The organism is Streptomyces sp. NPDC059866 (genome assembly GCF_042731325.1).
Lineage (GTDB): Bacteria > Actinomycetota > Actinomycetes > Streptomycetales > Streptomycetaceae > Streptomyces > Streptomyces flavusporus.
In genome coordinates, this window is the sequence record NZ_JBHWJT010000031.1 from 64,104 (window position 1) to 90,305 (window position 26,202).

At 69.0% G+C, this 26,202-nt stretch carries 19 protein-coding genes and 4 pseudogenes; 14 read left to right on the forward strand and 9 right to left on the reverse strand.

The features are described 5' to 3' along the window. Window positions 1-61 precede the first annotated feature (61 nt). The 3 genes from ACFV7R_RS36360 (at window position 62) to ACFV7R_RS36370 (ending at window position 2,191) form a co-directional block, all read left to right on the forward strand. On the forward strand, window positions 62-1,243 hold the full coding sequence (locus tag ACFV7R_RS36360) for a sensor histidine kinase (RefSeq protein ID WP_385271578.1): 1,182 nt from the start codon (window positions 62-64) through the stop codon (window positions 1,241-1,243). Next, entirely contained in the window at window positions 1,240-1,920 is a 681-nt protein-coding gene (locus ACFV7R_RS36365; protein ID WP_385271581.1) for a response regulator, read from the forward strand. Before ACFV7R_RS36360 ends, ACFV7R_RS36365 begins: the two co-directional genes overlap by 4 nt. Before the next feature lie 70 nt (window positions 1,921-1,990). Then, window positions 1,991-2,191 carry a hypothetical protein gene (locus ACFV7R_RS36370; RefSeq protein ID WP_385271584.1) on the forward strand — a complete coding sequence of 67 codons (201 nt, stop codon included), beginning with the start codon at window positions 1,991-1,993 and terminating at the stop codon, window positions 2,189-2,191. A gap of 860 nt (window positions 2,192-3,051) precedes the next feature. Here ACFV7R_RS36370 and ACFV7R_RS36375 read toward each other — a convergent pair. Continuing rightward, the gene (locus ACFV7R_RS36375) at window positions 3,052-3,852 is read right to left on the reverse strand and encodes an IS5 family transposase (protein ID WP_385271586.1); all 801 of its coding nucleotides are present in this window, start codon (window positions 3,850-3,852) and stop codon (window positions 3,052-3,054) included. A 361-nt stretch (window positions 3,853-4,213) separates the two neighbouring features. On the opposite strand from ACFV7R_RS36375, the gene ACFV7R_RS36380 reads away from it, so the two are divergent. After that, window positions 4,214-5,830, forward strand: a complete 1,617-nt coding sequence (locus ACFV7R_RS36380; RefSeq protein WP_385271589.1) for an IS4 family transposase — start codon at window positions 4,214-4,216, stop codon at window positions 5,828-5,830. On the opposite strand, the gene ACFV7R_RS36385 is transcribed toward ACFV7R_RS36380, so the two are convergent. Next, window positions 5,790-7,004 (reverse strand): IS110 family transposase, encoded by a 1,215-nt coding sequence (locus ACFV7R_RS36385; protein ID WP_385271592.1) that lies wholly within the window; start codon window positions 7,002-7,004, stop codon window positions 5,790-5,792. The two genes, ACFV7R_RS36380 and ACFV7R_RS36385, sit on opposite strands and share 41 nt — an antisense overlap. Before the next feature lie 823 nt (window positions 7,005-7,827). Here ACFV7R_RS36385 and ACFV7R_RS36390 point away from each other — a divergent pair. Further along, window positions 7,828-9,474, forward strand: coding sequence for an IS1182 family transposase (locus tag ACFV7R_RS36390; RefSeq protein ID WP_385271594.1), 1,647 nt, complete (start codon window positions 7,828-7,830; stop codon window positions 9,472-9,474). 33 nt (window positions 9,475-9,507) lie between these two features. On the opposite strand, the gene ACFV7R_RS36395 is transcribed toward ACFV7R_RS36390, so the two are convergent. The 4 genes from ACFV7R_RS36395 to ACFV7R_RS36410 form a co-directional block, all read right to left on the reverse strand. After that, the gene (locus ACFV7R_RS36395) at window positions 9,508-10,722 is read right to left on the reverse strand and encodes an acyl-CoA dehydrogenase family protein (RefSeq protein WP_385271597.1); all 1,215 of its coding nucleotides are present in this window, start codon (window positions 10,720-10,722) and stop codon (window positions 9,508-9,510) included. 459 nt (window positions 10,723-11,181) lie between these two features. Continuing rightward, window positions 11,182-12,282 carry a Gfo/Idh/MocA family protein gene (locus ACFV7R_RS36400; protein WP_385271600.1) on the reverse strand — a complete coding sequence of 367 codons (1,101 nt, stop codon included), beginning with the start codon at window positions 12,280-12,282 and terminating at the stop codon, window positions 11,182-11,184. A 58-nt stretch (window positions 12,283-12,340) separates the two neighbouring features. Then, window positions 12,341-12,952, reverse strand: a complete 612-nt coding sequence (locus ACFV7R_RS36405) for a nuclear transport factor 2 family protein (RefSeq protein WP_385271603.1) — start codon at window positions 12,950-12,952, stop codon at window positions 12,341-12,343. Window positions 12,953-13,320: 368 nt separating this feature from the next. Then, a complete protein-coding gene (locus ACFV7R_RS36410; protein WP_385271606.1) occupies window positions 13,321-14,376 on the reverse strand; it encodes an MFS transporter in 1,056 nt (351 codons plus the stop codon). A 241-nt stretch (window positions 14,377-14,617) separates the two neighbouring features. Between ACFV7R_RS36410 and ACFV7R_RS36415 the strand changes: the two are divergent. Both ACFV7R_RS36415 and ACFV7R_RS36420 read left to right on the forward strand, forming a co-directional pair. Further along, window positions 14,618-15,004, forward strand: a pseudogene (locus tag ACFV7R_RS36415) (acetyl-CoA C-acyltransferase); the annotation flags it as partial. Between the two features lie 736 nt (window positions 15,005-15,740). Next, complete coding sequence (locus tag ACFV7R_RS36420; protein ID WP_385271609.1) at window positions 15,741-16,370, forward strand: cysteine hydrolase family protein; 630 nt, start codon at window positions 15,741-15,743, stop codon at window positions 16,368-16,370. A 131-nt stretch (window positions 16,371-16,501) separates the two neighbouring features. Here the strand turns inward: ACFV7R_RS36420 and ACFV7R_RS36425 are convergent, their stop codons facing one another. Continuing rightward, window positions 16,502-17,494, reverse strand: coding sequence for an alpha/beta hydrolase (locus ACFV7R_RS36425; protein WP_385271612.1), 993 nt, complete (start codon window positions 17,492-17,494; stop codon window positions 16,502-16,504). A 231-nt stretch (window positions 17,495-17,725) separates the two neighbouring features. Between ACFV7R_RS36425 and ACFV7R_RS36430 the strand changes: the two are divergent. The 3 genes and pseudogenes from ACFV7R_RS36430 to ACFV7R_RS36440 all read left to right on the forward strand — a co-directional run. Continuing rightward, window positions 17,726-17,806 (forward strand): annotated as a pseudogene (locus ACFV7R_RS36430) (hypothetical protein); the annotation flags it as partial. Window positions 17,807-17,975: 169 nt separating this feature from the next. Further along, entirely contained in the window at window positions 17,976-18,791 is an 816-nt protein-coding gene (locus ACFV7R_RS36435) for an MFS transporter (RefSeq protein WP_385271615.1), read from the forward strand. Continuing rightward, the gene (locus ACFV7R_RS36440) at window positions 18,788-19,651 is read left to right on the forward strand and encodes an MBL fold metallo-hydrolase (protein ID WP_385271618.1); all 864 of its coding nucleotides are present in this window, start codon (window positions 18,788-18,790) and stop codon (window positions 19,649-19,651) included. The genes ACFV7R_RS36435 and ACFV7R_RS36440 overlap by 4 nt, the downstream gene beginning before the upstream one ends. Before the next feature lie 472 nt (window positions 19,652-20,123). Here ACFV7R_RS36440 and ACFV7R_RS36445 read toward each other — a convergent pair whose 3' ends face one another. Beyond that, entirely contained in the window at window positions 20,124-21,083 is a 960-nt protein-coding gene (locus ACFV7R_RS36445; protein WP_385271621.1) for an NADP-dependent oxidoreductase, read from the reverse strand. Between the two features lie 796 nt (window positions 21,084-21,879). Between ACFV7R_RS36445 and ACFV7R_RS36450 the strand changes: the two are divergent. Further along, window positions 21,880-22,994 (forward strand): annotated as a pseudogene (locus ACFV7R_RS36450) (LLM class flavin-dependent oxidoreductase). 9 nt (window positions 22,995-23,003) lie between these two features. Beyond that, window positions 23,004-23,330: pseudogene (locus tag ACFV7R_RS36455) on the forward strand (NADP-dependent phosphogluconate dehydrogenase); the annotation flags it as partial. Here ACFV7R_RS36455 and ACFV7R_RS36460 read toward each other — a convergent pair. Then, window positions 23,258-23,515 (reverse strand): hypothetical protein, encoded by a 258-nt coding sequence (locus tag ACFV7R_RS36460; RefSeq protein WP_385271624.1) that lies wholly within the window; start codon window positions 23,513-23,515, stop codon window positions 23,258-23,260. The pseudogene ACFV7R_RS36455 and the gene ACFV7R_RS36460 sit on opposite strands and share 73 nt — an antisense overlap. Before the next feature lie 679 nt (window positions 23,516-24,194). On the opposite strand from ACFV7R_RS36460, the gene ACFV7R_RS36465 reads away from it, so the two are divergent. Both ACFV7R_RS36465 and ACFV7R_RS36470 read left to right on the forward strand, forming a co-directional pair. Further along, on the forward strand, window positions 24,195-24,779 hold the full coding sequence (locus ACFV7R_RS36465; RefSeq protein WP_385271627.1) for a TetR/AcrR family transcriptional regulator: 585 nt from the start codon (window positions 24,195-24,197) through the stop codon (window positions 24,777-24,779). Between the two features lie 104 nt (window positions 24,780-24,883). Next, entirely contained in the window at window positions 24,884-25,903 is a 1,020-nt protein-coding gene (locus ACFV7R_RS36470) for a zinc-dependent alcohol dehydrogenase family protein (RefSeq protein WP_385271630.1), read from the forward strand. The last annotated feature ends 299 nt before the right edge of the window (window positions 25,904-26,202 follow it).

Genomic DNA, 26,202 nt, shown 5'->3' on the forward strand with positions numbered 1-26,202 from the left:
GGGGTATACCAAAGTATGCGGTCGCTCCGGGGCGACCCGGCGGCGCGTAGGTTGGCCGACTGTGAGTCGTACGTACCGCGAGAGAACCCTCGACCTCGGCATTGTCGTGCTGACCGCGGCCCTGTCCGTCGGCGTCGCCCGCATACAGGGCAGGGGACCGTCGCTCTACCCCCAGGTGTCCAGTGGCGCAGGGCCGCTCGGCGTGTTCGACCGCGCCCTGCCCTGGCCGATCGCCGGTACGACCGGAGGTCTGACCGCGGCCCTCGTCGCCTGTGCCCTGCTGTGGTGGCGACGCCGGTGGCCAGTCGCGGTGGCTGCCACCGCGGTGGCAGTGGGTACGTTCTCCCCGGCCGTCGTCTCCTTGGTCGTGGCGCTGTTCACCGTCGCCGTCCTTAGGCCGACGCGCACGGCACTGTGGGTGACCGCGTGGGCCCTTGTTCCCCTGCCCGTCGCGCTGGTGCTGCGTCCCGACGTACGACTGTCCTGGTTCTCCTCGGCGCTGATCGGCGGCACGCTCGTCGCCGGAGCCGTTGGATGGGGCCTGTTCGTACGGGCCCTGCACGAGCGGACCGACCGTGCCGAGACGGAGGCCGTGCTCCATGCCGAAAGGGCGCAGCAACGGGCGCGCGAGGAGATCGCGCGAGAGATGCACGACGTTCTCGCCCACCGGTTGTCGTTGCTGAGCGTGCACGCCGGTGCACTGGAGTTCAATCCCGGCGCCCCGGCCGCGGAGGTCGGCCAGGCCGCCGCGGTGATCCGTGAGAGCGCCCACCAGGCGCTGGAGGATCTCCAAGTGGTCCTGCGGGTATTGCGCGCGCCGGTGGGCGGCCCGGCCTCGGAGGCGCCCCAGCCGACTCTCGGGGACGTACGACGACTGGTGGCAGAGTCACGCGCGGCGGGTATGCGGATCGAACTGGACGAGCGGGTCGAGGCCCTCGACACCGTGCCGGCGCTGACCGGCCGCACCGTCTACCGCATCGTGCAGGAAGCCCTGACCAACGCCCGCAAGCACGCACCCGGCGCTCTAGTCCGGATCGCCGTCCGGGGAGAGCCGGGCGACGGTCTGACGGTGGACGTGCGCAACCGCACACCACCGCACAGTGCGCCCGCGACGGGCATCCCGGGCACCGGACAGGGCCTGATCGGTCTGGCCGAACGCGCCGCGCTGACCGGCGGGCGCCTCAGCCACGAGCGGGACGGAGACGAACACCACCTGCACGCCTGGCTACCCTGGCGGGCATGATCCGCGTACTGCTCGCCGACGACGACCCACTGGTCCGCTCCGCGCTGCGCCTGATGCTCGCGGGCGCCGACGGCGTCGAGGTCGTCGCGGAGGCGGCCGACGGTGCGGAGGTCCTGTCGCTCGTCGACGCACACAAGCCCGATCTAGTGCTGATGGACATCCGCATGCCGACGGTGGACGGCATCGAGGCGACGCGACTGCTGCGCGGCCGTCCCCGGGCTCCGCAGATCGTCGTACTGACGACCTTTCAGACGGACGAGTACGTGGTAAGCGCCCTGCGAGCCGGAGCCGCGGGCTTTCTGCTGAAGCACACCCCGCCTGCCGAGATCGTCGCCGCCCTGCGCAGGGCGGCGGCCGGAGAGCCGGTGCTGTCGCCCTCGGTGACGCAACGCCTCATCGCCCAGGTGATCGCCGACGAGGACGACAGGGGCGGTACGGCAAGCGGCGACTCGTCGGCGGGTGCGCGAGCCCGTGCGCAACTCGACAAGCTCGGCGACCGTGAGCGGGAGGTGGCCGTCGCCGTCGGCGAGGGGAAGACGAACGCGGAGATCGCTGCCGAGCTCTATATGAGCGTGCCCACGGTGAAGGCCCATGTGTCCCACATCCTCGCCAAGTTGGACCTGACCAACCGGGTGCAGATCGCACTGACCGTGTACGACGCGAGCCGATCTCTGTGAGCTGCCTCACCGGCGGTGGTGTGCGGTCCGTGGACTCCTTCGAGTGGAACTGGTATCAGTTCTCTATCTGATGGATCGTCAGAGAACTGTAGGCCGTACTCCCGACACCGCCAAATACGCGGACATGGTCGCCGCCGACCGGGATCTCAAGCTCAGGGGGTACGAGGTCTTCCGCTTCGGCCACGACGAACTGAAACGGCCCGAGGACGCCAAGAAACTCCTCCTCCAGTTCATCCCGGACTTGTTCAGCCGCTTCAAAGCCAGACTCTGACGCCACATTGACGCCTGTTCGCAGAGTCGCCGCGGTGGCCGTATGGGCGCAGCAGCCGGGACCGCGGGCCTGCGACCCGTGCCAGCCTGGCTTGCCTGCGGGACACCATTGCCGAACGCGGCTGGCCGCCCCTGATCTGGACCCGCCCGGATGGCTACAAGTTCTGCTCGGATCCGGCCGAGCTCCAGGCATACGAGGTCGCGATCATCCGAGAGAAGCTCACTGAGAAGCCGTTGTCTTTCCGGATGTGGCTGGCGAGTCTCCGCTGGTCAGGCATGGTTCCGGCGTCGTTGCGGGAGAGATCGGGCGATCAGTTCGTTCTCGGCGATGCGGAGATGACCGGTGGCATCAGTGATGGGGTTGCTGGAGGCCAGGGAGGCGGCTGCCCGGGTGCGGGCAGAGGAGCTTCGTGCACAAGCGGAGCGGATTCTTGCTGAACTCGGCGAGGCGGAGGCGGTGTTGGAACGCCGGGTGATCGCTCGGGTGGAGCTCGCGGAGGCCCTGGCCGCTCCGGCCGAGGCCGGGGATGCGCCGGTTGCCGGCCCGCATGAGGCGGCGGCCCCGGTCCAGAGGCTGGCGGGGGTGGAGAAGGCTCCGGTCGCGGGGTCACTCGTGCCACGGTGGCGACAGGGGGCGACGGCGGAGGGCACTCGCGTCGGACTACCGGCGGATCATGGATGCCCTTCAGGGCGAACCGGCGGCCGGTGCGGAAGGGATGTCGGCGAAGGAGCTGGCGGCCCGGCTGGGGCTGGAGTTGGTGCCGGCGAAGATCGAGGGGGTGCGGTGCAAGGCGAAACGCCTGGTCGAGCGGGGCTGGCTGGCCCCGTCGCTGTCGGGCCGGTTTATGCCGCGGCAGCCCATCAGGAGTGCTCCTGCCGCATCTGGGGCTGCCGGGCGAGGCGGCGGGTCATGAGCATGGACGCCGACCACCAGATGAACGCTTCGCTGCTGTCGGGCCGCGTCTCGTAGTCGCGGGCCAGGCGCCGTGAGCGCATCAGCCATCCCAGGCTGCGTTCCACCACCCACCGTCTCGGCAGCACCACGAACCCCTTCATGCCGTCGCTCCGCTTGACGATCTGCAGGGTGAGCAGGAATTTCTCCTTCACCCAGTCGACGAGGCAGCCGGTGTAGCCGCCGTCGGCCCACACCAGAGAGACTTTCCGGAACTGCTCGCGCAGCCGGGGCAGCAGAGCGCGGGCAGCCTGGCGGTCGGTGACGTCGGCGGCGGTCACCGACACCATCAGCAGCAGGCCGAGACAGTCCACGATCACGTGCCGCTTCCGTCCGTTGATCTTCTTGCCGCCGTCATACCCGCGTGAGGCAGAGGGCACCGACGCGGCGGCCTTCACCGACTGCGAATCGATGATGCCCGCGGTCGGTTCCGCCTCCCGCCCCTCCGCGATGCGGACCCCTCCGCGCAGCCGGTCGTGGAACTCCTTGACCAGGCCCTGGTCGCGCCACCGGCGGAAGAACGCGTAGACCCGGTCCCAGGCAGGGAAATCGACGGGCATGCACCGCCACTTGATGCCGTTGTCGACGACGTAGCGGACCGCGTCGATCATCTGACGGTGGCAATAGCCCTCCGGCTGCCCGCCCCGGCCCTCCAGCCAGGCCGGCACCGGCAACGACTCACGCACCACCGCCCACTCCGCGTCCGTCATGTCCGAGGGATAGGCCCTCTCCCGGCCGGGCCGGTCAGCCGCGTTCCCGAACCGGTGAGCGAGACAATCGCACACCGAAAGCACCGAGTTGAACTCGAAGGGCGACACCACGTACAACTGCGACAACAGACACCTCACGCGGCTAAGTGTCAAGCCGCGGCGGCAAGTTGGACTGGGAACGCGGTCTGTTCGTCGAACAGTTCGTGTTTCTGGAGGCAGTGGTAGAGCTGGCCGATCATGCGGTTGAAGCAATGCCGCGAAGTTAAGGTCCCGTTGGCGGTGTCAATGGTGGACGCGATGCGGGAGGGGCCTCTGCTATCCAGGGGATCGACCAAGATCTTCCTGAGAAAGCAGAGGCCCCGTGGCTCAGTCTGTCACGGGCGGAACCGACGTGTTCGCGCCCGGTCATATCGGTGAGTTGACGCAGGTCATCCCGCCCGAGCTGGTGGATGCGGTGCTGGACGAGACCGGGGCTCGCGAGCGACGCCTGCGAAGCCTCCCCTCGCGCGTCGGGGTGTACTTCGTGCTCGCGCTCGGACTGTTCGGGCACCTGGGAACCGGGCTGGTGTGGGGCAAGCTCGTGGCCGGACTGAACGTCATGGTGCCGCGGCCGTCGGAGAAGGCACTTCGCGATCTGCGTCGGCGGGTCGGCGTGGCCCCGCTCAAGCGGCTGTTTGACGTGCTGGCCGGCCCGCTGGCCCAGCCGTCCACGCCCGGAGTGCGATACCGCCGCTGGCGCACGGTCGCCTTCGACGGCTGCGGGAGCCTGAACGTCCCCGACCACGAGCGCAACCGGTCCTGGCTCGGCCGCACCGAGCGCCGCCACGGTCCGGCAGGCTACCCCCGGCTGATGCTCATGACCCTGTGCGAAACCGGCACCCGCGGCCTGATCGCAGCTGTCTTCGGTCCCGCCACCAAGGGCGAGACCGACTACGCCCACGACCTGGTCAGCCATCTGACCTCGGACATGCTCCTCCTGGCGGACCGCGCCTTCGACAGCAACGAACTGCTTGCAGACATCGCAGCTCAAGGGGCCCAGTTCCTGATACGCGCCACCAGCACCCGACGCCCGCCGGTACTGGCGCTGCTGCCCGACGGCTCCTACATGACTCGGATCGGGGGCCTCGGGCTGCGGGTGATCGAGGCCGAGATTCACTCCCGCACCGCCGACGGCGGCGACTTCGGCGGAACCTACCGTCTGCTGACCACGCTCAGCGACCACCGCAGCGATCCCGTGGACCACCTGGTGCGTCTCTACCACGAACGATGGGAGATCGAGATCACCTACCTGGCGCTACGTCACACCCTGCTCAAGGGCCGAGTTCTACGTTCGAAGGACCCGATGGGCCTCAACCAGGAGATGTGGGGACTACTCACTCTCTACCAGGCCCTGCGCTCGGTCATGGTTACCGCGGTGGAGGCAGTACCCGGCTGCGATCCCGACCGGGCCGGCTTCACCGTCGCTCTGGAGGCCGCCCGTGACACGGTCGTCAGCCTCGTCGGAACGACCGCAACCTCAGGCCAGAGCAGCCGCTCCGACCTGGTGGAACACATAGGAAGCCGCGTTCTGCATGCGCTCCTTCCCGGGCGCCGGATGCGGCTGTCCGCCCGCATCGTCAAGTGCGGAACCTCCCGCTACAACATCTGGAACCGCGACGGTCGTCCCCGCGACAACACACCGGTCATCGCCATCGAGATCACCGTGCACCCACCGGTCCTGCCCAGCACGCAGGACCGGAGCCGGGCCCTCTCCGGCCGCTGGGGCCGGGTCTGCCAAATCCTGGCCGCGAACTCCAACCAGGCGATGCACGCCCGCGACATCGCACAGCACCTCGGCCTCGCCACCTCGGGACTCCCCCTCAGCCGCCTCAATGCGCAACTCTGCTACTGGGCCCGCAACGGCCGAATCATCCGCACGGCGCCGAGCACCTACAAGATCACCTTCCCCGACGCCTTGACACCGCCAACGGGCCCTTAACTTCGTGGCATTGGCGGTTGAAGAGGTTGCGCTGGGCGGCTGCGTGCCAGTCTCCGTGGTCGTCACGACGCCGCCGGTAGTGCGCTTTGGCGCCGGGTGAGGCGGTGATGGCGGAGAACGCCCAGGGGTAGCCGACGTGGTTGAGCCGGTCGTTCTTGACCCATCGACGGGTGATGCTCGACTTCTTGCCGGAGGCCCGGGTGATGGGCGAGGAGCCCGCATACGCCTTGAGGCCGCGGGCGTCGGCGAATCGTGTGGGGTCGTCCCCGATCTCGGCGAGGACCCGGGCGCCGAGCTGGGTGCCGAGCCCGGGGAAGCTCAGGATCACGTCAGCGTCCGGGTGCTGAGGAAAAGTCTCCGCCACCGCCTTGGCGAGGTCGTCGGTGGCGGTGCAGGCGGCCTCCAGCTGGCCCAGGAGGGCGAGCATTTGCTGGCCGAGCGCGTCCTCCAGCAGGGGCGGCTGGTGGGCGAAGTCGCCGCGGAAGGCTTCACGGATCCGCTCGGCCTCGGCCTCGATGCCGCGTTTGCGTCCGGCCCGCCTGAGTGCGCCGGCGATCTGCGTACGGGTCAGTTTCGCGGCCTTGACCGGGGTCGGTGCGGCCTTGAGGAGTTCGCGGGCTTCGGGCCGGCACAGGCCGTTCTGCCAGGCCGCGAAGGCATCCAGGGCAGCGGGGTAGTACTCGCGCAGCAGGGAGCGGAGCTGGTTGGCCATCTGCTGGCGGTTCCAGGTGGCGTCCTGTTGGGCGCGGGCCAGGACGGCGATCGCGCGGGCGAGGTCGGTGTCGTTCGGTAGCGGCCGGTGGGCGTGCATGTCGGTGCGCAAGATGTTCGCCAGGACCAAGGCGTCGCCGGGGTCTGACTTCTTGCGCGAGACGCTGTGCCGGTCGCGGTAGCGTGCGGCGGCCAGGGGGTTGATCGCGAACACCTGGCGTTTGCCCTGCCGCAGCACCGCGACCAGCAGGCCGCGGGAGGTCTCGATGGCGACCGGGATCGGAATCTCTTCCGTGTCGCCGTGCTCGGCGAGCACGTCCAGCAGGAGCTTGTATCCGGCCGCGTCGTCGGTGATGTGGCGCTTGGCCAGTAACTCGCCGCTGTCGTTGACCATGGCGAGGTCGTGCGTCTTCTCGGCCCAGTCAATTCCGCAGTAGATCAAGATGTTCCCTCCCCATGGCACGGGTATCTGTGCTGGTCACGAGCGCATGCGGGCCACGCAGCGACCTAATTCCAGGACTCGGCCTACTGGGCCGGTCCGCCACCTCACTAGCCGTTCGTGGCACCAGCGCACCACGCGGGCCTCGGTCTATGCGGGAGCTCAGACGGCTCGGGCGTATCGAGAGGTCGCCGTGTAGTGGGCTCGCACCACCAGCACCAACGAGTGATCAAGCAAGCAGTGTTGACGATGGTGGAGGCCGCGAGGACGCCGAACGCCGCCGCTCTGTTGTGAGACGTCGACGCCAGGGCCTCCTGAGGCGTCCGTCCGGCGCCCACGCGACCACCACCATGAGCATTGGGGCCCGCACCGCTCTCCCGCGAGGGCTCGCAGCCAGGAAGACGTAAGGCGTCGTGCTCCAGATGCTCACGAGTACGGTCGCGCGCCGCTCTCAGTGGAGGCCTCATCGGCCAGGGTCCAGAAAGGCGTCGCGGTCCCGCACTCGAACAGTCCGGCGCGGGCGGTCCCCGCTGCTGGAGCTGTTAACAAGGAATTAGGGCCTCCTGGACCGCTCCTGGCTTCGACAACCCCGAGCTACTCAGGAGGCCCTGCTTTCATGCGCCCTGCCTGCCCAGACCACCCGACCAGGCACCCCGTTCGATCAGACCGCCCTCATGATCGATAGAAATACGGCTTCTCAGCTTGACTCTGTCGGGGATCTTGAGGATCCCCGGTGGAGCAGCATGATCAGCAGGCAGGCTCGTGGCTGTGGTGCAGGCCGACCCAGTTGACGAGGTGCGCGTTGTCCGTTCGTCCCCGTTCCGGTGAGCAAGTTCCCCCTCTGACCGTGCAGGTTGCACGGGCGAGCAATCCGAGGGGGACGACGGCGATGTGGGTGCGGGACCGGTTGGAGGGACTGTGGCACGACGAGGACTTCGTCGGCTGGTACCCGCGTGACGGCCGTCCCGGTCTCTCGCCCGCCCAGCTGGCCACCGTCTGCGTGCTGCAGTTCCTGCTCGGTCTGTCGGACCGTCAGGCGGCGGAAGCGGTCCGCTGCCGCATCGATTTCAAATACGCGCTGGCCATGGAGTTAGGGGATCCCGGCTTTCACCACAGTGTGCTGGCCGACTTCCGTGAGCGCCTCGTCCAGGGCGACCGTGCCGACCGTCTCCTCGACTTGGCGCTCGCTCGCTTGAAGGAGGCCGGACTCGTACGCGAGCGCACCACGCAACGCACTGACTCCACCCATGTCCTGGCCGCGGTGCGCGACCTGACCCGGCTGGAACTGGTCACCGAGGCCGTCCGAGCCACGCTGGAGGAAGCGGCCCGCACGGCCGGGCATCTGCTGATCGGCCTGGTCGACGAGGACTGGGGGCGCCGCTACGGCCGTCCGGTGCGCCTGGGCAAGAACCCCACCCGGCCCAGGATCCTCGCCGCCGGCGACGACGCCTGCCGCTTGCTGGAGCGCCTCCACCGGCACGGATCCGGCTACCGTTCCGGCCCTCGGGCCGAGGCCCTGCGGCAGATCGTCGTGCAGAACTACTACCGCGACACGGCAGGCCGCCTACGCTGGCGCACTGCTGACGACGGCGGACTGCCGCCCTCGTCCTCGGCGATCGTCTCCCCCTACGACATCACCGCCCGCTACGTCCGCCATGGGCACATCATCAGCTGGAAGGGGTTCGCCGCACATGTCACCGAGACGTGTGCCTCCGACAGCGTCAACGTGATCACGGACGTGGCCACCACCTCGGCCGCCACGAACGACGCCCAGGCCCTGCCCGGCATCCACGCCCGCCTGGCCCGTCGTGGACTGTTGCCGGCCGAGCACCTGGGCGACGGCGGCTACACCTCCCTGGTGCACCTGGAACGAGCCGAGCGCGAACACCAGGTCACCATCGGCGGGCCGCTGCCGGGCAACCCCACCCGCCAGCACCGCAGGAACGAAGGATTCGACCGGGACGACTTCCATATCGACTTCGACCGCCGGCAGGTCACCTGCCCCCGGGGCCAGGTCGGCAAGGGCTGGCACGGCCCCTACCCGACCTCCTCGGCCACCGCGGCACCCCTGATCGTGGCACGGTTCACCAAGGGCCAGTGCCAGCCGTGTCCGGACCGGCCCCGCTGCACCAGCTCCCGCGAGAATGCCCGGAACGTGGGCTTTCCGCCGCGAGAACTCCGCGACCTGCAAGTCCGCGTCCGCACCGAGCAGCAGACGCCCGACTGGAAGGCCCGCTATGCGGTCCGTTCCGGAGTGGAAGGCACCATCAACGAGTTCGCCCACGGACACGGCATGCGCCACTGCCGCTACCGAGGACAGCCGAAAGCCCACCTGCAACACGTACTCACGGCCATCGCCGTGAACATCGAGCGCTTCAGCGGCCGGCCAGTGACCGAGGAAACCTCTTCACGGAGACCGCCGACCGCCTTCCAGACGTTCCTGGACCAGCAGGGGATTCCCCGGTCGAAGCCCTGGCGAACCCTCGGCAGCTGACCTCGACCATCAAGATCCCCGACAGAGTCAAGCTCAGACCATGAGGCTCACTCGCTCGTTCACATCCAGCAGTGTCTTGCCGTAGACCTCCAGGCCGACGGCAGGGATCAGGCCGGCGTGGCGGGCTGCGGTGTTCGCATCACGCCAAATGCGCTCCAGGGTGTTTGCCTCGGCGAAGGCAGAGGCGCCGTGCGCGTCCAGCAGGATGCCGATGGCCTCGAGGATCTGGCGGGCCGCGTAGCCCGCCTGGGCCCTGATGTGGGCGCGCGCGGCATAGTCCAGCGGACCGGCGGCGGCCGCCTGGTCGACCTGCGAGGTCGCGCGGTGGGCATGAAGCCGGGCCGTCTCGATCTTCAGCGCGGCCTCGGCCACCTGCATCTGGATCCCCACCGAGTTCGCCTGCCGGCCGTGAACGGTGAACGACAGCGGCTTGGATGCCGCAGCACGTACCACCACGTCCAGAGCCGCCTTGCCCAGCCCGAGCAGCGGACCGAGCAGGCAGAGCAGCAACATCGGGCCGAACGAAGCGCCGTACAGCTCCTCCTCGCGGGACGAGCGCGGGTAGACCCCCTCCGCCGCCGCCGGGACCGACAGGACCCGGTGCGCGGGAACGAACACATCCTGTGCGACGAGGGTGTTGCTGGCGGTACCCCGCATCCCGGCAGTGTGCCAGGTGTCCTCGATGGCCACTTCCGAGGCAGGGATCAGCACCAGAGCCTGATCCATGACCGCACCGCCCTCGTCCTTGAGGAGTACGCCGACCGCCACCCATGTTGCGTACGGCGCACCGGAGTTGTACGACCAGCGGCCGCTGACCCGCCAGCCTCCCGGCACCCGCACCCCCATGCCTGTCGGTGCCGCCACACCGGTCACGCGTGCATCAGGGTCGGCCCCGAACACCTCCTCCTGCGCCTGATCCGGAAACAAGCACGCCAGCCAGTTCGTCACAGAGATGATCATCCCGACCCAGGCCGCCGAGCCGTCGGCTTCGCCGAGCGCCTCCGAGACGTCGGTCAGGGTGCGCAGGTCCGCCTCCTGGCCGCCGTACCGCTTCGGCGTCAGCAGCCGGAAGACGCCGGCCTCGGACAGCGCCCGCACGACCTCGGCCGGTACGACGCGGTCCCTGTCACCGCGAGCGGCGTGCTCCCGCAGCAGCGGCTGCAACGCGGCCGCCGCTGCGACCGGCTCGGCCCTGGGACAGGCATCGACCGGCCCGCCGGGCACTCCGTGGGACGTGGTGCTGTGCATACGTGTTTTCTCCGTCGTTGTCATTGAATGTGCTGCTCGAGAAGTGACGCCGCCGGTGGAGACAGCCGGTGTGCCGCCCCGCCTCGGCGCTGGCACGAGAACCTGCCGGCGCCTTGACCCGAGGGGCGGCTCAACCGAGTGAGACAGGACGTCCAAAGCCGGTAATGCCGTCAACGCTGCCGACACCGTCTTCGTCCGTCAACTGGGTGATAAGTGGCTAATCCCCGGTTAGTGACGTTCGGTTCTCGCATGCCATGGCAGCCCGTGTCGCTCCTGCCGGGCTGTGTCAGCCGGGGCGAGGTGCATCGGCGCCAGCACAGGGCGCAACCCGCCCCGGACGCTTGGCGCCCAACCTCATGATGGCGAGAGGTGACCCCCGGTCCAATAGCGTGCGTTCGTTAAATATTAGCGGCAAAGTTACCCGCAGCCCAAGTCAGGGAATCGGCCTACCGCGCGAGGTCAGCCGAGGAACTGCGCGGTCTGCTGACGGGACGAGTTCACGATGGCGTTCATCAGCTGGTGGCGTGTGTGGGCGTAGGTGAAGTCGGGGGCTGTGCGGGTGCCTTCGCGGAGGTCGCGTCCCAGGTGGGTGTAGAGCGCGGCGACGTTCCTGGCGGGGCCGACGAGGCCGTCGGGGATGCCGGCGGAGTACTCGGCGGGTACTTCGAGCTTGGACACGGTGGCGTCCTCGCCGAAGCCGGCCTGGAGGGTGAGGTCGGTGACCTGGATGTTGCCCCAGGGGGCGGTGAGGACGATGTCGCCGTCGGTGCCGTTGATCTCCCAGCGGAAGTTGTCTCCGCGGGAGGCGCCGCCGCGGTAGAAGACCGAGGCCGCGGCGCCGTTCTGGAGGGTGCCGATGACCGAGATCTGGTCCGGGGCGGTCACCGGGACGATGGTGTTGCCGTCGTCGGTGACGGTCACCTCCCTGCGGCCGCGTACGAGGTTGGCCGACAGGTGGCCGAATTCGCCGAGGGTGACATTGAGTGCGTCGATGGCGTGCAGGGCGGCGCCGGACAGGGGGGTGGCGCCCTGTGTCTCGTCGTACCAGTAGGTGTGGGCCTTGGTGGTCTGCCCGTTCCAGACCATGCCGGAGGCGACGAGGGAGGTGCCGATGACCCGGCCGATCCTGCCGTCCTGGATCAGGTCGCGCACGTAGCGCAGTTCGGGGTGGTAGCGGCCCTGCAGGCCGATGGCGGTGCGCACCCCGGCGGCGTCGGCACGCTGGGTGAGCTCGGTGGCGTCCGCCAGGTTCAGGGCCAGCGGCCATTCGCTGTAGACGGTCTTGCCGGCGTCGATCGCGGCGGAGATGAGCTCCCGGTGGTGGGGAACCTTGACCGCCACCACGACGATGTCGATCCCCGGGTGGGCCAGCAGTGCGGCGTGGTTGTCGAACGCCGCCTCCACCCCGAACTCCCGCACGGCCGCCTCTGCCGACTCACGGCGGGAGGTGCTGACGGCGCGCAGTGTGAAGTCCGGCAGGGCCATGAGAGCGGGGATGTGGCTGATGGAGGCCCAGCCGCCCGGGCTGCCGCCGATGATGCCGACACCGATGGTGCTCATGTTGTTACTCCTCGGGGTGATACGGGCCCTGTCCGGGCCGAGGGGGTAGTGGTTGCTGTTACTTCTTCGGTGCGGTGGGCGGCGTCCAGTTGGGAACGGTGTCCACCCGGAACCGGGACAGCACGGTGCTGGAGATGTACCAGTGGCCGTGGATCCGCTGATAGGTGTCGCGGTACTCGCCGTAGCCGTGGAAGCCGTTCTTGTAGCTGGATCCGGCCGGGAAGCTCACGTAGTCCTCCATTGCCCAGATCGCCGTGGCGCGGTTTCCGTGCACCTGGATCTCGGGCAGGAAGCCCTGGTGAGCGGTGGGCGCGTCACCCAGGAGCGCTGCCGTCTTCTCGGCGAGCTCCTTGCCGCTGCTGTACTTCGCGCCCACGTCGATGGTGGGGTGGGCGGTGAAGAGGGCGGCCAGCTTGGACCACTGCTTGCTGTCGAGGTAGCGGAAGTAGCGCGCCTTCACCTGGCGGATGTCCTCGATGTCGGCCAGCCGCTGCACCGTGGCCGCGTTGTGCGCCGCAGCGGACTGCGCCGGGTGGTGCGCGGCGGACGCGGGCTGGGAGGCCCATGCTGCCGCGCCCGCGCTCCCGCCGGCCAGCAGTGCGGCCACGGCGGCGGCGCCGACCACACGCGAACGCCATGCGGAGGGGGTGCGGGATTCCTGCTTGCTCATGCTGTGTCCTTTCGGCGCCGCATCGGTGCGCGGACGATGGTCCTTGAGTGCCGGGCCTGTGGGCTACCGGCGTGGCGCTCACCGGGGAAGCGCCGCACTACCGGTCGGTTGCGACCCGGTCACGTCAGCTAGTGAACCTTATGTGGAACGTTCCGTCAAAAAATCGAGGAACTCTCCCCCTCAATCGAGGGGGAATATGTAGCGATCGTTCGAGATGAGGGCAAGGCTCTACGAGGCCGTCGGCGACAGCGCCGACGACCCTGTCGCACTCGACGCGTCCGCGCGGGTCGCTCACACAGCCAGTCCACCGCCCACCAGGCCGGCCGGCGACCGACAGGGGTCCGGACGTCCGGTCGACCCTCGCAGACCTACGCGGGTGTCGTGTCGCCGGCCGTGACGGTACCCGCGGGGCTCTCCCCGGGTGCACGCCCGTCGGTCTGCCCGATGCGGGGAATCAGGAGGGAGACTGCGGAGGCGGCGAGAGCGGCGAGTGCGAGTGTGGCGAACGCCCAGATGTAGCCGCTTTCCGCAGGCAGCCCGCCGGGGAGTGTGTGCGCGGTGATGATGTTGCCCACAATGGCGGTGCCGAAAGCCCCGCCGATGGTCCTGATGTTGGCGTTCATGCCGGTGGCGGCCCCGGTCTGGTGCGAGGGGACGGCGTTGCTGATCACTGAGGTCATCGTGGCGAACGCCAGGCCGAAGCCGAAGCCGATGACGGCCATGGCGACGAGGACCACCGCGTATCCGCTGTGGGTGAACGCCAGGAGTGCGAAGCCGGCCGTACTGATCAAGGTGCTGCCGAGGAGCAATCGCCGGGCGCTCAGCCGCGCCGACACTTTCGCACTGATCAGCCCGGCGACGAACATGGCGATGGTCATGGGCAGGTTCGTCAGGTCGGCCTGTGTCTGGCTGACGCCGAACCCGTACCCGGCGCTCGAAGGCGTCTGCACGAAGTAGGGCAGGGACGCGAGCAGGGCGTACATCCCCAGGCCGAACAGCAGGGCGATCGCATTGGTCGGCCACACCGCCGGGAGGCGCATCATCCGCATGCCGATCAACGGGCTCGCCGAGCGGCTCTCCACCCTGATCCATGCGACGAGGAGGACAGCCGAGGCGATCAGCGGTGCGATGACTCGCGCAGTGCTCCAGCCCCAGGTGGATCCCTGAGCCAGAGGGACGAGGAGGGCGACCAGCCAGGCGGACAGCAGGAAGGCCGCACCCCAGTTGACAGGGCCGGGCTGACGGTGGGGCGAAGCCGGGATCAGGCGGTGTGCTCCGGCGGCGGCCACCAGGGTGACAAGACCCGGGATCCAGAACAGGGCACGGTAGCCCAGGGCGCTGGAGACCGGATCGGAGAGCACGGCCGCAAGGCCGCCACTGACGGCGTACAGCGCGGAGAGCAGGGGGGGCGACGGGTTGAGCACGGAAACTCTGGTTCACGCCTTGGCGGCGTAGAGCGGTGATGTATCGCACGCCGGGACGGGTGTGCGCGCTGTGTGGGACGGCGAGGGAGCTTGCGACTGGAGCCGGTCCGAGCGGTCGTGACCGAGGGTGGGACGGGAGGGAGGAGGCCGTCGCCCACGGGTTTGTCGTAGGGTTTCCAGGCGCCGCCGAGCCGCCGGAGGGGCTCCTCAGCGTCGATCGGCGGCAGCGTTCGATCCTGTGCTGGGCCTGGAGTGGATCGCCGAGATCGGCGCCCACGGCAACGTGGCGGGCCCGGACAACTCGCTGCAGTCGCAGCCGTCCAACGCCATCGCGCACGCCCTGAAGAAGGACGGGCTGTCCGTGGGCGACCTGGACCTCATCGAGACCAACGAGGCCTTCGCCGCGGTGTCCGTGCAGTCCATGAAGGACCTGGGCGTGACACCTGGAAAGGTGAACGTCAACGGCGGTGCCATCGCCCTCGGTCACCCGATCGGCATGTCCGGCGCCCGCATCGTCCTGCACCTGGCCCTGGAGCTCAAGCGCCGCGGCGGCGGCGTGGGCGCGGCCGCCCTCTGCGGTGGCGGCGGCCAGGGCGACGCCCTGATCATCCGCGTACCCGGCAACTGACACGACCCATGGGCGAGTGAGCCGAAGGGGCACGGCACCCGCCGGCAAGGACTGGCAGGTTTTTCCGGGCGGCAGCAGCTCACGTCGACGTCCGCGCCGTCTTCGCGCACCGGAAAAGGGGCAAACGGGCCGGGGTGCTGACAAGAATGCCCACACGTCGCCCCCACGCGCCGGCCTCGACGCGGGCGCGGCACCTTGTGGCCATGGGGCGGGGGGAGTGGAGTGGCTCGCCTGCAGACCGGTGTCCGGCCCGTCGGCAGGACAAGGAGGCACCCGATGCGCGCACTGGTTCCGGAAGAGGTCGGCACTCCGCTGGTTCAAGGTCAAGTCCAGCGGAGTCGATCCGCTGGATCTCAAGACCCGCGAGGGAAAGGCGGCTCCTTCCCGGCGTGAACTGCCCGGCGGCGTGGGCGACCTGCAGGGCTCGCTGGCCGAGTATGGGGGGCGGCGCCCGTCTGCTGGCCCGCAAGCCCGCGTCGCTCGATAGGCAACAGGCCGCAGCGCTGTCCTTGGTTCATCCCCGCCTGGGAAGAGCTGGTCGACCGTGCCCAGGTCAGCTTGTGACAGAAGGTCCTTATCCACGGTGGGGTCGGCGGCGTCGGCCAGACTATCCACCGAAGGCAGGATCGTCATCGACGTCGAGCACTGAGCTGGAGTCCCGGTCCGGCGACGAGGGGCGGGAAGCAACCAGCGGGCGTAGCCTCGAATGCAGGGGGGACCGGCGGTAGGAGGCTCTGTGACCACGACGTCGTACGAACCCGGACGCATCGGCCTGCTCCTGATCGACACCGTCAACGAGGTGTTCTCCGAGAAGGGCAAGGGCTACCCGGGGTTCAAGGAAGAGTTCGACAGGATCGGCACGTTCGAGAACCTCAAACGACTTCTCGCAGGTGCCCGCGAGCAAGGGCTGCCGGTCTTCTTCGCGCCGATGTCCTATACCGAGGAGGACTACACATCCTGGAAGCACCTCTCTGGCATCCACCACGAGATGTTCGACAACCGCATGTTCGAAGCGGGGAGCTGGGGTGCTGACTTCCACCCTGAGCTCTCACCCGGCGACGGCGACGTTGTCATCGCGCCGCACAAGAACATCGATGTCCTGGCCAACACAGACCTTGAGGTCCAACTGCGCCAGCACAACGTCGAGTACATCGCCATCGCCGGCATGATAGGCACGCTGTGCGTGGAGTCGACCGCCCGCAGCTGCATGGAACACGGCTACCACGTGACCACCTTCACCGACGCCACTGCGGCGGCCGGCGGACGGGCCGCGTACGACGCGATGGTGCTGCGCTACCCGGCGATCTCCCACGCCACCCTCACAGTCGACGAATTCCTCGCCGCCACGAGCAGGGCGAAAGCCTGACACGAGGGCGCCTCACGGGACCGGCCGACCTTGCACGGCTCCGATAAGCTCCGGGTCCCGCGGCATGGGTGGGCACAGGACCGTGCCCTGCGGCGCCCGTCCATGGTCGGCATGGGCGGGCGCCGCAGGCTCTACAGTCCCGCGGGGAGGTGTGACGGCCCGGCGATCCTGCGTCGGCGGACCGCCGTAACGAGACCTGCCCCCAGCGATGTGGCGCCCGCGGTCAGGCCGACCAGCAGCCAGGTGCGGCCGCCGGTGGCCGCGAGGCTCGGGGCGGTCACCGAGGGCAGGTGGGCCGCATGCTCGATGAGCCGGGTCATGGCCTCGGGGTGGGAGACAGGTGCGGCGTGCGAGGACGGCACTTCAAACGAGACGGCGTTGGCTCGCTTGGCCATCCAGCGCTGTGCCGCGGCCGGGATGTTCTTGTCGTTGCTCGCGATCAGGTCGAACGACGGGATGTTCCTCCAGGCCTCACCGCTCGCCTTGTCCTCAAGGGCCTGAGCGGCCACGGGGCGTTGGGTGACAGCCATGACCGTGGCCTGTGCGGACGGGACGTCGGCGGCGAACTGTTTGTGGAACAGCTCCTGCTTGATGTACAGATCAGTCCCGGCACCCCCGCCGGGAAGCGGGAAGGGCACCTGCGTCAGGGTCTGGCCCAATGTGCTGCCGGGGTACTTGGCCGCGAGTTCGCTTGCGCTCTCGCCCTTCGCCGGAAGGAAACCGGCCGCGAACACCAGAGCCTTCACGTGGGGGCTGCTGAGAGCTGCCTCGTTGATGACCGAGCCGCCATAGGAGTGACCGACGAGGACTACCGGGCCCTTGATACTGCGCAGCACGCTCGCGGTGTAGGCACCGTCGTACTGCAGACCTCTGAGTGGGTTTGCAGGAGCCATGACCGGATACCCGGCGGCGCGCAGCCGCTCGACCACCCCGGTCCAGGCCGAGGCGTCGGCGAACGCGCCGTGCATGAGGACGACGGTGGGCTTGCCGGTGGTCTCGCCGGGCTGGGGTGCGCCGTCGGCGAACGCCGGCGACACCGTCGCACCACATGTCGCGGTGAGGGCCGCGAGCAAGCCCATGCCGCGTGCGAGACCGGCGGATATCGAGGAGATGTCTGCGCTCATGAGCGGCCTTCCGTGGGCAGGTCCGGCTTCTGATCGTCGGATTGCCACGGCTGGAAGGCATGCGGGGAGGTACATCCGGGTGACAAGACGAGCCGCCGGCCAGGCGGGGTTGGCGGCGTCGGCTGCGTACGCTGGCACGCCGAGTGAGCACGGCATGCCTCTGCGCCGCATGGGAACGAGCATGCGCCGGGAGTGCTGCGATACCGGCGACTCCGAAGGGGCCTGGCACCGATGACCATCGCGGTCGCCAGCGACACCTTCTCCGGCGATCCCGATCGGCGAAAGCGCGTCGTCGCGATCCTCTCGATCGTCAACGCGGCGGGTGTCGGGCTCGGTTACCCCCTCACCGGGGTTCTCGCCCAGGGTGCGGGCATTTCCGGCGCCTACTGGTTCGGTGCCGCGGTCGCCGTGGCAGCCCTGCTCACCGCGCTGGCCGTCGTCCCCACCCCCCCCCCGCAACCGCCCCGCGTCAGCGATCGACGTGCCTGGCACCGTCCTGTTCGCCCTACCGGTCACAGCTTTGATCCTGGCCACCTCCGAAGGCGGGAACTGGGGCTGGGCGTCGTCGGCCACCCTGACAGCCGGTGGTACGGCGCTGCTCGTGGGCGCGGCCTGGGCCTGGTACGAGACGCGTACGGAACACCCGCTGGTCGACCTCCGGCAGCTGCGGGTACGTCCGGTGCTCAGCGCCCATGTCACCGTGCTGTTGGCCGGGATCGGCATGTACCTGCTGCTGTCCGTGAGCACCCGCATGATTCAGGCACCGTCGACGACCGGAGGGCTCGACAAGTCCGCCGTGGTCGCCGGTCTTCTCATGCTTCCGCAGGCGCTGGGAAGTCTTGCCTCCGGATGGATCACCCGCCGACTGGGCAGGTGGCTCCCGGCACGCTGGACGCTGCCGCTGGCCGGCGTCGTGATGATGTTCGCGATGGCGTTGTTCGCCCTCTGGCGGCACAGCCTGCCGGGCCTGGTGGCCGCGATGCTCGTGGCGGGCATCGGAATCGGCATCATCTTCTCCACCGCACCGGGGCTCATCGTGGAGAACACCGGCAGGGATCAACGCGGCAGCGCACTCGGCTTCAACCAGGTCTTCCGCTATGTCGGCTACGGCTTCGGCAGCGTGCTGACCGCCGTCGTCCTGGAATCCCGCACACCGCATGGATCGCCCTACCCCGATGACAGCGGCTATGTCGTGGCGGCTCTCGCCGGAGTGATCATCTGGCTGCTCGTCGCCGTGGTGAGCGGCGTGACCGGTCGTCGGCGCCCCGTACAAGCCTCTTCAGGAGAAAAAACATGAGCGCGACACCCGCACCCGGCGAAGCCGTGCGTCTGGGGGACCTGAAGGTCCGCTACCTTCCCGACGGCATCATTCGCGCCCATCCTCTGCAGGCCTACCCGGAACATGTGCACCTCGCGCGGGATTCCGAGCTGAAGCTGCTCGACGAGGACGGCATGCTGCTGCTCAGTGTCGGCGCGCTTCTCGTCGAGACACCTGCCGCACGCATACTCATCGACACCGGAATCGGGCCGCGTGTCATCCCCATACCGTCCCCGGACCCCGCCCTGGCCGCGGGCGTGATGGCGGGCGGGCAACTATTGGACAGTCTCGCGGAGGCGAACCTGCGGCCGGACGACATCGACGCGGTCCTCCTGTCCCACCTCCACGCCGACCACGTCGGCTGGATCACCTCCGACGACGTCTCCACCGAACCCACGTTCCCCAATGCCGAGTATTTCGTCGGCGTCGGCGAATTCGACTTTTGGGGTCAGCCCGCCAACATGGCACGTCTGACCGCACCGACTTCGCGGCAGTACAGCGTCATCGGCTCACGCCGCCACGACCTGCGCACCGACGACCAGCCGTACCAGGGAATCGAGGCCCTTCTCACACCCGGGCACACCCCGGGACATGTGAGCTTCGTTCTGTCCGGGGAGGGCACTCAACGCGCGATCGTCGTTGGCGACGCCATGCACACGGCGGCCGAGGTCCTGCACCCGGACATGTGCTGGACCGGCGACCTCGACCCCCAGGCCGCGGTCGCCTCCCGGCACGCGCTCGTCGGGGAACTCTCCCGGCCTGGCACCGTGACCATCGGCCCTCACTTCACCGGAACGGTGTTCCCCACCCGCGCCTGGTGGCCGGGAAGTGACACCTGATCCGCACCGGGCGGGTTCTGCCTCCGCAGCCGGAAACTCAGCGCGGCGCGTTCCACGCGTCGCGCTGAGCGGGTCCGTCCCCGGAACGGGCGGTTCGCGACGCGAGGGGCCAAGGATCCGGTGCCGCGGCCGGCCGCCTCCGCGGTGAGTCCAGCCCCAGGGGGCCAACGGGGTGAACAGCGCGCGCTCCGCCGGCGAGGCGGGCACGCAGCGATTCCCCCGCAGGGGTTTCGCACATCCCTGCCCCGACGACATCGGCCGGAGCCCTCGTGATCCGTTTGCTGCCTCCCCGGGCACCGGATCCCCGAGCAGTCGCCTGACCTTCGGCTCCAAGAGTCGTCACCCACGCCCGTCGTCCGGGACAGGAGGACGCGGGCGTAGGCGGCACAGAGGATCCAGCGCGGGCCCGTCGCAAGGTGACACACACGCCTTGGTTCCCCTGCGCCGCCGCCGCGAACGCAGACGGGGCGGTTCAGAACTCCAGGACGAGGCGACCGCGTACGCCGCCGGCCTCCAACAGACGGTGGGCCTCGGAGGCATGTTCGGGAGCGAAGGTGCGAGCCACACGCAGGGTCAGCTTCCCAGCTTCGGTCTGTTCACGCAGGTCGTCGAGCCGGCTGCGGTCGCCCAGGTAGTCCGGGACGAAGGCCATGCGCACACGCAGAGACCGCTGCCGCATCTCGTTGGGGCTGAGGGCGCGGGTTCCTTCGCCGAGGACGGTGACGATGACGCCGCCGTCATGGACCGCCGGGGCCACCGCCGCCGAACCGATGACCGCCGCGTCGATCAGCCCTGCCACTCCCGCCGGCACGGCCCGCAGGATGTGCTGCGCAACATCGGCACCCCGGGGTACGACGACGTCGGCACCGAACGAGCGCACGAGCTCCTCATCGGCCGGCGAGGCGTCCGCGACGACGGTGAGTCCGTCCGCTTTGGCCATCTGGGTCACGTAGCCGCCGACGGCTCCCGCTGCGCCGGTGACCGCGAGCGTCTGCCCCGGTGAGAGCCCGGTCAGGTCGATAGCCAGCCGCGCGGTCAGCCCGTTCATGGGCAGGGTTGCCGCCTCGGCATGGGTCGTGCCCCGCGGCGCGCGGGCGACCTGCTCCGCGGGCAGGACGACGTACTGCGCGTAGGCGCCGCCCAGGGCACTGGTCGGGTCGGCCATCGCCATCACCCGGTCCCCCAGGCGCAGATCGGTCTCCGTGCTGGTGCCGATCTCGTCCAGCACCCCGGCTGCTTCCATGCCGGGGACATACGGGGGTGCGGGGGATGTGGGGCCCAGCGCCCCGATACGCAGGTAGCGGTCACCGGGGTTCACCGTGGCGGCGTGAACCCGGATGCGTACCTGCCCGGGACCGGCATGAGGCTCGGGCACCTCGAAAACGCGCAGGGCTTCCGGCCCTCCGAATTCGGATACTCCCACTGTTTTCATCTTTTTCCTCTTCATGCGGGCCGAAGTTGCGTATGTGTGGAGCGGGGTGGTGTCGTGCCCGGCCGGGACGTCCGGCCGGGTCAGCCGAAGATGCGTACTGCCCGTTCGGCCGAGGGGCTCTCGATGGGGTTCATCAGGCGGTGGCGTGTGTGGGCGTGGGTGAAGTCGGGGGAGTGGGAATGGTGCTTCGTCCAGGCCGAGCCGGATCCATTCGGCGCCGACGATCAGACAGGACTGCCCGTGGCGGTCGCGTAGGGTCTCGTCCACCGTCGTTGCGCGGAGCAACTCACGTCCAGGGTTCCGTCCAGCAGGTGCCTCCATGAGCGGCAGAGCGTCTTGCTCCCGGTATCGGTCCTGTCCGCGATGCGCAGGTCTTCCGGAAGGCGTTCATGGCCATACGCATGACTCCTCCGTGTCGATGTCTCTGACGCATCCCATGGGTGGAGCATACGTCCTGTTTGAACGAACGATACAGATTATACTTGGGCGAACGACACAGATTCCCGTGATGGGAGGTGTCCGACTTCCCTGCGGTCCAGCCCGCGGTGGGCCTACGCGTTCGCGAGCGATCTGCCCGGCGAACGGACCCGCGGTGTCCATGATCGTTCAGCCCTGACCTTTCATGGCGCGCAGTGCCGCAACCCCCCGCTTCTTGAACGCACTCTCCGGAATCCGACACCCACCCGAACAGCTCACATCGCCGCCCGGTCGGCATCGACGCAGACGACCCAATACGGCAGGCACATCCACCAGGACCCACCATCCGGGCGAGTCCCGCCCCGACCCAAGGCGCACCATGAACGACTCATCCTTCTCCGCACCTCCTACGGGAACGGCACCTGTTCCCCTGTCCGTCCTCGAGCTCGCCACAGTGGGACAGGGCACGTCGGCCACTCAGGCCCTGCACACCAGCGTGCTCCTGGCCCAACAGGCGGAAGCCCGCGGTTGCCATCGATTCTGGGTGGCCGAGCACCACTCGCTTCCAGAGGTCGCCAGCTCCTCACCGGCAGTCCTCCTGTCGCACATCGCGGCCTGCACCCGCACCATCCGCCTGGGTTCCGGCGGCGTCATGTTGCCCAATCACGCTCCACTCATCGTGGCGGAGCAGTTCGGCATGCTCGACGCCCTGGCTCCTGGCCGCATCGACCTCGGCATCGGGCGCGCGCCCGGAACCGATTACGCTGCGGCAGCGGCTCTGAGGCGTACCGACAGTCCTCACCGGGGCGCGGACAGCTTCCCGGAGCAATTGAACGACCTCGCGGGTTTCTTGCACGACGAGCATCCCCCGGGCACCTGTACACCGACGTGCACGCCATCCCCGGCCCTGCGCAGGGAAGCCTGCCGGGTGGAGTTCCTTCGACCACCCGCCCGACGATGTGGCTGCTGGGCTCCAGCGGCTTCAGTGCCCGACTGGCTGCGCATCTCGGCTTGCCGTTCGCCTTCGCGCACCACTTCGCCTCACAGCACACCGATGCCGCCCTGCGCCTGTACCGCGAGGAATTCCGGCCCTCGACGGTCCTGGACCGGCCCTACGCCATGGTGACCGTGCAGGCGCTGGCTGCCGAGGACGAGAGCGAGGCCTACGCTCAGGTCCTCACCGGTGTCATATCCATGATGCGTACCCAGCGAGGCCACAAGGCCCTCATGCCCACTCCGCAGGAAGCACGGAAGCACGTTTTCAGTCCCTCGGAAAAGGAATTCGTGAGGAACTGGACGGCAACCGTGGAGTACGGCACCCCGGACGTCGTACGGGAGGGCCTCGACCGGCTGGCGGAACGCACGCAGGCCGACGAACTGCTCATCACCAGCTACGTCCACGGATTGCAGACGCGCCTGCGGTCATTCGGCCTTATCGCGGACGCATACGGCATGACCGCCGCCGAACCCGACAGCCGGAACTCAACCATGTGACGTCTGGACTTCATCGACATCATCGCCGACGCTGCCGAGCAGAAGGGCACCGGCCGCTGGACCGTCCAGACCGCGCTGGACCTCGGGGTGCCCGTGTCCGGGATCGGCGAGGCTGTCTTCGCCCGTTCCACCTCCGGCCACACCGCTCTGCGGAAGGCCGGCAGCGCTCTCCCCGGTCCCGCCCCCACCCTTCTCGGCGAGCGCGACGCGGCCCGCTTCACCGAGCAGGTCGAGCAGGCCCTGTACGCATCCAAGGTCATCTCCTACGCCCAGGGCCTCCACCAGATACAGGCGATGTGGAACAGCCCCGTGGCAGGACCGGCGAGCGCCTGGAAGATGTCGGTGTCCGCGGTGACGGGGGCGGGCTTCTCCCGCTTCACGATCGGCCGGACCGGCTCGGCCTGATCGGGGTTCTCCAGGTCGGCCATGTTGGCCAGCGCGATCCGGTGGTGCTCATCGTCATAGGTGATGAAGGCCGAAGCCGGGTCCTCGTGCATGACCTTGCCGTCGAGCACGGTCACCTACCATTCCCGCATTTCCTTCAGGTGCTGCGTCCGCAGGACCACATGTGCGAGCTTGGCAGGAGACGCCATCGTCTTTCCTCCTTGTGTTGGGACGGCCATTGGGCCGGACCGACGTTGACTGCATGCTTGGGCGCGGCCGCGCCCGGGATGAAACTGCCGCCAAGGGCCACGATCGGACCCTGTCAGCGAAGACCGGCACCCCGGCGGTGCCGCGCGGCAGAAGTGCGGTGGGCACGTGAGATGGCTTGCGCAGACCGAGCCGTCACCGCGGCCTGGATGCGTTCGCCGTCGGCCCGTCCCCCGCCGTCATGCGGACCCCGCCACGGTGACCAGCCGTTGCGTCAGCGACGGCGGACGGGCTGTCGGCCGGTGAGGGCTGGATGTGCTCGGTCATGCGTCTCATGGTGCGGCCGTCGCCTATGGTGGCCAAGAGGAACATTAGTGACTAATGAAAAGTAAGTAACGGCGGGCGGACGCGCAGTCCGCAGGCGCCACTCGGGTGCCCCAGCAGGGCGCGATCGTGTCGCGGACACCACCTTGTCCTCCTCGAGGGACGGCGGAGGCCTCAGGTCGGCCGTCGGGGTTGTGACCAGGATCTCGTCCGCATCGGACAGACTTGTCTGTTAGTTTGCTGCTGCGGGGCCGCCGGCCCCAGGTGAGGATCGAGGTGAGCGGCATGCCCGCGACGGTGAAGCGCCCTCCGGCGCGCGAGCGCATACTCATGACGGCCGAGGCGCTGTTCGCCGCGCACGGCCTGCGCGGCGTAGGCGTCGACCGGATCATCGCCGAGTCGGGCGTGGCCAAGTCCACGCTCTACGTCCACTTCCCCTCCAAGGACGGACTGGCCGCCGCGTATCTGCGCCGGGTCGACGACTCCTGGCGGGGCAAGCTGCGCGCCGCCGCCCTGGCGGCCGGTGACGATCCCCGCGAGCAACTGATGGGCTTGTTCGATGCCGTCTCCGCCTCCTATGAGCGCCATGGCTTCCATGGTTGCGCCTTCATCAACGCCGCCGCGGAGAGCGAGCCGGGCAGCCTGCCGCACGAGGTGACCGTCGAGCACAAGCGGACCGTGCGGGCCTGGGTGCGCGAGCTGGCCGAGGCGGCCGGCGCCGCGGACCCCGATGGGCTGGCACTTCAACTGACCCTGCTCATCGACGGCACCCTCGCCGCGGGCAGGCTTGAGCAGAACCCGGCGATACCCGCCGCCGCCAAGGAGGCGGCGCGTGCCGCGGTCGAGCGGGCCTGCCCGCCTGCCGCCTGATCCTCACAGCCGATTCATCCGCTCCGTCTGCGGTGTTCGCGCGCTGTGGACGGGGAGCTCGATGGCCCCGCAAAGACAGACCTGTCCGTTCGAAAGGAACTATCATGACATCCTCCCGTCTGCCGGTCGGAGCCACGATGCGCGCCGTGGTGCTCGAAGAGTTCGGCGGCCCCTTGACCCTGAGCGAGATCGCCAAGCCGACGCCCGGTCCGGGCCAGGTGCTGGTACGGATCGCGGCCAGCGGTGTGAACCCCCTGGACACCAAGATTCGCGCAGGAAAGGCGGGCCACGCCCGCAGCGTGCTTCCCGCCGTGCTCGGCCTGGACCTCGCCGGCGTGGTCGAGGAGGTCGGTGCGGATGTCACGGGCTTCACGCCGGGCGACGAGGTCTTCGGGATGACCGGTGGGGTCGGCGACCTGCAGGGCTCCCTCGCCGAGTACGCGGCGGTGGACGCCCGTCTGCTGGCCCGTAAGCCTCCAGCACTGACGATGCGTCAGGCTGCGGCACTTCCCCTGGTGTTCATCACCGCCTGGGAGGGCCTGGTGGACCGGGCTGGGGTGCACGCGGGGCAGAAGGTACTCGTGCACGGCGGCGCCGGCGGCATCGGGCACGTGGCCGTCCAACTGGCCCAGGCCCGGGGCGCCCAGGTCTTCGCCACCGGCTCGCCGCGAAGCCTGGAGACCATCGCACGCCTGGGCGCGACGCCGATCGACTACACGTCCACGTCGGCCGAGGCGTACGTCGCCGAGCACACCGGCGGGCAGGGCTTCGACATCGTCTACGACACCGTCGGCGGAGAAACGCTCGACACGTCCTTCACCGCCGCGCGCACCTACACCGGGCACGTGGTGAGCGCCCTCGGCTGGGGCACCCACGCCCTCGCCCCGCTGTCGTTCCGAGGGGCCACCTACTCCGGAGTCTTCACACTGCTGCCTATGCTTACCGGCCGCGGGCGTGAGCACCACGGCGAGATCATGCGGCAGGCCGCCGCCCTCGCCGAGGCAGGCGCGCTGGAGCCCCGCGTTGACACGCGCCACTTCACGCTGGCGACGGTCGCCGCGGCGCACGAGCTGGTCGAGCGCGGGGAGGCCGACGGCAAGGTTGTCGTGGACGTCGCCGAGTGACACACGCGCTCCGGTCCGGCCGTCACAGCGGCCGGACCGGAGCGCGTGTGTCAAGGGGTGGTTGCGGGCGAGCGGCTGAAGCCCTTCCCTGCAGCAAGTGTTCGGCCTCGGAGTATTTTCCAACAGCTGGTGTGTGCCGCCCACGGCCGCAGCGATCAGGTCCCGCTCGCCCACCTGGGCCACTTGACGTGCTCCCTGGCCTAGAGTCCAGGGATTCCGGCCTGGGTCGTCTGACCCTTCCGGGGGCTTCCTGCTTCACCGCGCTGTGCGGGCACGGGTGCCCGTCTTACCGGCGCTCC

Coding starts and splice junctions, on each gene's coding strand:
- ACFV7R_RS36365 (WP_385271581.1), top strand. CDS start 1,240: ATGATCCGCGTACTGCTCGCCGACGACGACCCACTGGTCCGCTCCGCG.
- ACFV7R_RS36370 (WP_385271584.1), top strand. CDS start 1,991: ATGGATCGTCAGAGAACTGTAGGCCGTACTCCCGACACCGCCAAATAC.
- ACFV7R_RS36375 (WP_385271586.1), bottom strand. CDS start 3,852: ATGACGGACGCGGAGTGGGCGGTGGTGCGTGAGTCGTTGCCGGTGCCG.
- ACFV7R_RS36395 (WP_385271597.1), bottom strand. CDS start 10,722: ATGCACAGCACCACGTCCCACGGAGTGCCCGGCGGGCCGGTCGATGCC.
- ACFV7R_RS36400 (WP_385271600.1), bottom strand. CDS start 12,282: ATGAGCACCATCGGTGTCGGCATCATCGGCGGCAGCCCGGGCGGCTGG.
- ACFV7R_RS36405 (WP_385271603.1), bottom strand. CDS start 12,952: ATGAGCAAGCAGGAATCCCGCACCCCCTCCGCATGGCGTTCGCGTGTG.
- ACFV7R_RS36425 (WP_385271612.1), bottom strand. CDS start 17,494: ATGAGCGCAGACATCTCCTCGATATCCGCCGGTCTCGCACGCGGCATG.
- ACFV7R_RS36440 (WP_385271618.1), top strand. CDS start 18,788: ATGAGCGCGACACCCGCACCCGGCGAAGCCGTGCGTCTGGGGGACCTG.
- ACFV7R_RS36445 (WP_385271621.1), bottom strand. CDS start 21,083: ATGAAAACAGTGGGAGTATCCGAATTCGGAGGGCCGGAAGCCCTGCGC.
- ACFV7R_RS36465 (WP_385271627.1), top strand. CDS start 24,195: ATGCCCGCGACGGTGAAGCGCCCTCCGGCGCGCGAGCGCATACTCATG.
- ACFV7R_RS36470 (WP_385271630.1), top strand. CDS start 24,884: ATGACATCCTCCCGTCTGCCGGTCGGAGCCACGATGCGCGCCGTGGTG.